This is a genomic window from Verminephrobacter aporrectodeae subsp. tuberculatae At4 (genome assembly GCF_000193225.1).
Lineage (GTDB): Bacteria > Pseudomonadota > Gammaproteobacteria > Burkholderiales > Burkholderiaceae_C > Acidovorax > Acidovorax aporrectodeae.
This window is the reverse complement of record NZ_AFAL01000120.1, coordinates 1-5,736: the sequence shown is the minus strand read 5'-3', so window position 1 is coordinate 5,736 and position 5,736 is coordinate 1. Positions and strand designations below refer to the sequence as shown.

The window sequence follows — 5,736 nt, the reverse complement described above, 5'->3', positions numbered from 1 at the left end:
GACTGGGGGTCGAGCTACCTGGCGGCCAGCGCGCTCGGGCCCAGGGCGCAGTGCCTCGTGGACCTGGGGCACCACGCGCCGAGCGTGAACATCGAGATGATCGTCGCGCGGCTGATTGGCGCAGGCAAGCTGGCCGGCTTTCATTTCAACGACAGCAAGTACGGCGACGACGACCTGGACGCCGGCAGCGTCGCGCCCTACCGGCTGTTTCTGGTGTTCAACGAACTCGTCGCCGCAGCGCACGAGGGGGTCGCCGGTTTCGCTCCCGCGTACATGCTCGACCAGAGCCACAACGTGACCGACCCGATCGAGAGCCTGATGGGCAGTGCCGCGCAGGTGCAGCGCAGCTACGCGCAGGCGCTACTCGTCGAGCGCGACCTGCTCGACGCCGCGCAGGACGCGAACGACGCGCTGCTCGCCAGCCAGACGCTCAAGCGCGGCTTTGAGACCGACGTCACGCCGATACTGCAACGGCTGCGGCTCGACGCCGGCGGCGCCATCGACCCGGTGGCCGCGTACCGCGCCAGCGGCTACCGCGCGCGCGTGGCCCGCGAGCGGCCGGCGCGCACGGCCGGTGGCAGCGGCATTGTGTGAACCCTTGCGGATCCGGCCGGCCATGCCCGGACCCGGACCCATCAACCCCTTCTGGAGACATCGATGAAAAAACAACTCAGGACGGCTCTGTTGGGCGCCGTATTCGGCGCCGCGCTGGCCAGCCCGGTGCTCGCCGCAGACAAAATTGCCGTGGTCGTGAAGAGCCTGGGCAATGGCTTCTTCGACGCCGTGCACCAGGGCGCGCAGGAGGCCGCGAAGGAGCTCGGCAACGTCGAGATCATCTACACCGGCCCGGCCCAATCCACCGCCGAAGGCCAGATCGAAATCATCAACGCGCTGATCTCGCAAAAGGTCGCGGCCATCGTCATCTCGGCGAACGACCCGGACGCGCTGGTCCCGTCGCTCAAGCGCGCCAAGGACCGCGGAATCAAGGTGCTGTCGTTTGACTCGGGCGTGCGCAAGGACGGCCGCATGATGCACCTGAACCCGTCGGGCAACGCGCTCATCGGCGAAAAGCTGGTGAAGCTGACGCAGCAGGCGATTGGCGACAGCGGCGAAATCGCCATCCTGTCCGCCACGGCGCAGGCGATGAACCAGAACGTCTGGATCGCCGAAGCCAAGAAGGTGCTGGCCCGCCCCGAATACCAGGGCCTGAAGCTGGTGGGCGTGGTCTACGGGGACAACCAGAGCGACAAGAGCTACCGCGAAGCGCAGGGGCTGTTCAAGAGCCACCCGAACCTGAAGGCGATCATTGCGCCCACGACCATCGCCATCGCCGCTGCGGCCAAGGCGGTGCAGGACGAAGGGAAGATCGGCTCGGTGTACGTGACCGGTCTGGGGCTGCCGTCCGAAATGGCCGGCCATGTGAAGAGCGGCGCGGTCAAGTCCTTTGCCATCTGGAACCCGATCGACCTGGGCTACTCGAGCGTCCATGCAGCCAGCCAGTTCATCTCGGGCAAGCTCAGCGGCAAGCCCGGAGAGAGGGTCTCGCTGGGCCGCGTCGGCACCGTGACCCTGAACGCGAACGGCGAGGCCGACATGTCCGAGCCCTTTACTTACGACGCGCGCAACGTCGGGAAATTTGCCAAGATTTTCTGAAACGACGCGACGTGACTCGGTCTGACGTGCTGTTGAGTCTGCGCGGGCTGCACAAGAGCTACGGCGCCACGCGCGCGCTGCGCGGCGTGGATCTGGAACTGCGCGCCGGCGAGGTGCTGGCGCTGGTGGGCGAGAACGGCGCGGGCAAGTCCACGCTGGTGAAGATACTCACCGGCGTCGAGCCCCTGGAGCAGGGCTGCATCAGCCTGCAAGGCGCAGAGCAGCAGTTTGCCAACGCGCAGGACGCGCGGGCCGCCGGCATTTTGGCCGTGCACCAGGAAACGGTGATGTTCCAGGAATTGAGCGTGGCGGAGAATATTTTGCCGGCCGCCACCCGATGCGCGGCCCCATCGTCGATTGGTCCGCGATGCACGCGCGCGCGCGCAGTGCGCTGGCGGACGTCGGCGCGCGGTTCGCATCGACCACGCTGGTGAAGGACCTGGGCCTGGCCGAGCAGCATCTGGTGGAGATTGCCCGTGCCCTTTCGCAGAAGGCGCTGGTGGTGATTCTGGACGAGCCCACGGCGGCCCTGTCGCAGGCCGAGATCCGCGACTTCTACGGCATCGTGCGCAGGCTGCGCGCGCAGGGGGTTGGCGTGATTTTCATCACGCACAAGTTCGACGAAATCTTTGCCCTGGCGGACCGCTACCTGGTTCTGCGCGACGGCGCGGCCGTCGGCAGCGGCGCCATGGCCGACACCACGGAGCAGGAACTGCTGCGCCTGATGGCCGGTCGCGCCGTCGAGCAGATCTATCCGCAGATCGACGGCGCGCCCGGCGAGCGGGTGCTGTCGGTGCGAAGCCTGTCGCACCCGACCGAATTCCGGGACCTGCAATTTGACCTGCGGCGCGGCGAAATCCTCGGCTTCTACGGCCTGATCGGCTCGGGGCGCAGCGAGGCCATGCGCGCCATCATGGGGCTCAACCCCCGGGCCACGGGCGACTTTCGGGTCCTGGGCAAGCGCTTCGACGCGCGGCGACCCGGCGCGGCGATCGCCGCAAAAATTGCCTACGTGCCCGAGGAGCGCCAGCGCCAGGGCGGCATTCTGAGCTTCTCGGTGCAGGCGAACATCAGCCTCGCGGACCTCGCGCGCTGCGCCAACGGCCCCTGGTTGTCGGCGCTCAAGGAGTCGGCGCTGTGCCGGCGCATGGTCGAGCGGCTGCGCATCAGGACCCCTTCGCCGCACACGCCGCTCGCGGGCCTGTCGGGCGGGAATCAGCAGAAAGTGGTGCTGGCCAAGTGGCTCGCGCTGGACCCGAGGGTGCTGATCCTCGACGAGCCGACCAAGGGAATCGACGTGGGCGCGAAACAGGCGGTCTACGCATTGATTGCCGAGATGGTGCAGCAGGGGCTGGCGGTGATTCTGGTGTCCTCGGAACTGCCCGAGGTCATGCACCTGGCGCACCGCGTCATCGTCATGCGCCGCGGGCGCCAGGTGGCCGAGTTTGCGCGCGCCGGGATGCAGGCCGAGGCGATCGTCGCCGCGGCTTCGGGTCTGGGCCCGCGGCAGGGCGGCGCCGCGGGGGCCGTATGAGGAACCGCCTCCCGACTCTGCGCCGCGAATGGCTGCTGCTGGCCACCATCGGCGTGCTTGCGCTGGCCGTGGGCGCGCGCGCGCCGGTGTTCCTGAGCTGGCGCAATGGCCTGGACATTGCCAACGACTCGGCGATTCTTGCCATCCTGGTCATGGGGCAGATGCTCGTGCTGCTGACGCGCGGAATCGACCTCTCGGTGGCGTCGAATCTGGCGCTCACGGGAATGCTCTGCGCGCTCGCGGGGCGCTCTTTTGCGGGCCTGGACAGCGCGCTGCTGATCGCCCTGGCGCTGACCGTGGGGGGCTTGCTCGGCAGCGTGAATGGCTGGCTCATCACCGGCTTCGGGCTGCCGCCCATCGTGGTCACGCTGGGCAGCCTGGCGGCGTACCGCGGCGCCGTTTTCGTTGCCAGCCGGGGCGCCTGGATCTCGGACCAGGACATCCACCCGGCCATCAAGGCGCTGCCGCGCGCGGTCTGGCTCGGTCTGCCGGCGCTGCTGTGGTGCGCGCTGCTGGTGCTCGCGCTGGGCGCCATCTTCCTGCGGCTGCGCAAGGAGGGCCGCGAGCTCTACGCGCTGGGCGGCAACCCGCATGCGGCGGTCTGTGTGGGAATCCGCGTTGCCGCGCGCCTGCGCCTGGCCTACACGCTCTCGGGAATGCTCGCCGGGCTTGCCGGATTGCTCTGGGTGGGGCGCTACTCCATCGCCTACGCCGATCTGGCTGCGGGCTACGAGCTCACCGTGATCGCCGCCTGCGTGATCGGCGGCGTGGGCATTGGCGGCGGTGTCGGCAGCGTTGCGGGCGCGGCGCTGGGGGTGCTGTTCATCGGCGTGGTCAACGGCGCGCTGCCGGTGATCCAGGTCTCGCCCTTCTGGCAACAGGCCATCTCCGGCGCGGTGATCCTGGTCTCCGTGGCGCTGAATGCGCGCGCGCAGCGGCGCTGCGGCCGGCAGATCCTGGAGCCTGAAGGGGCCGTGGCATGAAGGCCTGGAACACCTGGGAGCGCGTGCTGCTGGCGCTACTGTGCGTCTTGCTGCTGGCCTTTGGCGTCGGCCAGCCCGGCTTCATGAGCCTGGAAACGCTGGCCGACAGCAGCTTCAACTTCAGCGAGAAGGGCCTGCTGGCGCTGGCGCTGGCGCTGTTGATCGTCTGCGGCGAGATCGATTTGTCCATCGCCGCCATCCTGGCGCTCAGTTCGCTGGCCATGGGCCTGGCGCTGCGCGCCGGCTTCGGACCCTGGGCAATCGCGGGCGCGGCGCTGCTCAGCGGAATGCTCGCCGGCGCGTTCAACGGCCTGCTGGTCGCGCGCTGCGGGCTGCCGTCCATCGTGGTCACCATCGGCACGCTCTCGCTGTACCGGGGGCTGGCGCTGGTGGTGCTGGGCGAGCAGTCGATCTCGGGCTACCCGGAAATCTTCTCCACCCTGGGCAACGCCTACTGAGCGAAATCACGGGGCTGCGCTGGCTTCGCGTCCCCATCGAGTTCGGGCTGCTGCTGGTGTTTGCGCTGGCGCTGGGCCTGCTCCTGCACCGGAGCACCATGGGCCGGCGCATCTACGCGATCGGCGCGAATCCCGTGGCCGCGCGCTTTTCCGGAGTCGCGGTCGGACGCTACCGCTTTGCCTTGTTCGTGCTCTCCGGTCTGATGGCCGCGGTGGCCGCGATCCTGCTCACCGGGCGCATCGGCAGCACCCGGCCGAACATTGCCCTGGGCTGGGAGCTGGACGCGATCACCATGGCCATTTTGGGCGGTGTGGCGATCGAGGGCGGGCGCGGCAGCATCGTCGGCACCATGCTCGCGGTATTGCTGCTGGGCCTGTTCAGCTTTGGCATGGGAATGGCCAACGTAAGCGGAATCGTCATGTCCATGGTGGTCGGCGTTTTGCTGATCGTCTCCATGATCCTGCCGCGCCTGCTGCCGCGGCCGGGAGTGCGCGCATGAACGCCGCCCGCGGGGGCGAAGGAGAGAGCCGATGAGCCACGAAAAAATAGCCTTTCGCATGTTTCTCGACCCCGGGCATCCCGACTGCGTGGCCGAGTACAAGCGGCGCCACGACGCCATCTGGCCCGAGCTGACGGCGCTGCTTGGCGCCGCGGGCGTGAGCGACTACAGCATCTACCTGGACGAAGAAAACCGGGTGCTGTTTGCCACGCTGCGGCGCAGCAGCCAGCACGGCATGGACGCGCTGCCCGCGCACCCGGTGATGCAGCGCTGGTGGGCGCATATGGCGGACATCATGCGCTACGCCGCCGACGGCACGCCGGTGGTCGAGCTGCTGCCCTGCGTGTTCCACATGGACTGATTCCCCCCATGCCCACGCCCGTGCACGCGCCGGACCTGACGCTGGTCATCGACATTGGCAAGAGCCACGCCCGGCTGCTGCTGTTCGACGCCCGGGGGACGGTGCTGGAACAGCACGCCCGCGCCAACGCCAGCGTGGACAGCGCCATGGGCTACCCCGCGCTCGACGTGCACGGCCTGGAGCGCTGGATGCAGGCGAGCTTGCGCGGCTCGGAAAACGCCCGGCGCTGCGGCCACGTGATTGCGTG

The 5,736-nt window shown here is 68.6% G+C and carries 7 protein-coding genes and 2 pseudogenes; all 9 read left to right on the top strand.

The features are described from left to right. Positions 1-594 (top strand): annotated as a pseudogene (locus VTU_RS0104695) (sugar isomerase); the annotation flags it as partial. A 63-nt stretch (positions 595-657) separates the two neighbouring features. Next, the gene (gene rhaS / locus VTU_RS0104690) at positions 658-1,653 is read left to right on the top strand and encodes a rhamnose ABC transporter substrate-binding protein (RefSeq protein ID WP_010101334.1); all 996 of its coding nucleotides are present in this window, start codon (positions 658-660) and stop codon (positions 1,651-1,653) included. An 11-nt stretch (positions 1,654-1,664) separates the two neighbouring features. After that, positions 1,665-2,119: pseudogene (locus tag VTU_RS34655) on the top strand (ATP-binding cassette domain-containing protein); the annotation flags it as partial. A gap of 222 nt (positions 2,120-2,341) precedes the next feature. Next, the gene (locus tag VTU_RS25690) at positions 2,342-3,187 is read left to right on the top strand and encodes an ATP-binding cassette domain-containing protein (protein ID WP_369021512.1); all 846 of its coding nucleotides are present in this window, start codon (positions 2,342-2,344) and stop codon (positions 3,185-3,187) included. After that, complete coding sequence (locus VTU_RS0104680) at positions 3,184-4,170, top strand: ABC transporter permease (RefSeq protein ID WP_010101332.1); 987 nt, start codon at positions 3,184-3,186, stop codon at positions 4,168-4,170. Before VTU_RS25690 ends, VTU_RS0104680 begins: the two co-directional genes overlap by 4 nt. Next, a complete protein-coding gene (locus tag VTU_RS35385; RefSeq protein WP_265597334.1) occupies positions 4,167-4,628 on the top strand; it encodes an ABC transporter permease in 462 nt (153 codons plus the stop codon). Before VTU_RS0104680 ends, VTU_RS35385 begins: the two co-directional genes overlap by 4 nt. A gap of 56 nt (positions 4,629-4,684) precedes the next feature. Beyond that, positions 4,685-5,128, top strand: a complete 444-nt coding sequence (locus VTU_RS35380) for an ABC transporter permease (RefSeq protein WP_265597333.1) — start codon at positions 4,685-4,687, stop codon at positions 5,126-5,128. 31 nt (positions 5,129-5,159) lie between these two features. Further along, a complete protein-coding gene (locus tag VTU_RS0104670) occupies positions 5,160-5,489 on the top strand; it encodes an L-rhamnose mutarotase (protein ID WP_010101330.1) in 330 nt (109 codons plus the stop codon). A gap of 8 nt (positions 5,490-5,497) precedes the next feature. Then, positions 5,498-5,736: carbohydrate kinase (locus tag VTU_RS25680; RefSeq protein WP_010101328.1), on the top strand; the 239-nt coding region annotated here is incomplete at its 3' end.

Excerpts from the sequence above, each read along its gene's own strand:
- VTU_RS0104670 (WP_010101330.1), top strand. The coding sequence starts at position 5,160 with ATGAGCCACGAAAAAATAGCCTTTCGCATGTTTCTCGACCCCGGGCAT.
- VTU_RS25690 (WP_369021512.1), top strand. The coding sequence starts at position 2,342 with ATGGCCGACACCACGGAGCAGGAACTGCTGCGCCTGATGGCCGGTCGC.
- VTU_RS35385 (WP_265597334.1), top strand. The coding sequence starts at position 4,167 with ATGAAGGCCTGGAACACCTGGGAGCGCGTGCTGCTGGCGCTACTGTGC.
- rhaS (WP_010101334.1), top strand. The coding sequence starts at position 658 with ATGAAAAAACAACTCAGGACGGCTCTGTTGGGCGCCGTATTCGGCGCC.
- VTU_RS0104680 (WP_010101332.1), top strand. The coding sequence starts at position 3,184 with ATGAGGAACCGCCTCCCGACTCTGCGCCGCGAATGGCTGCTGCTGGCC.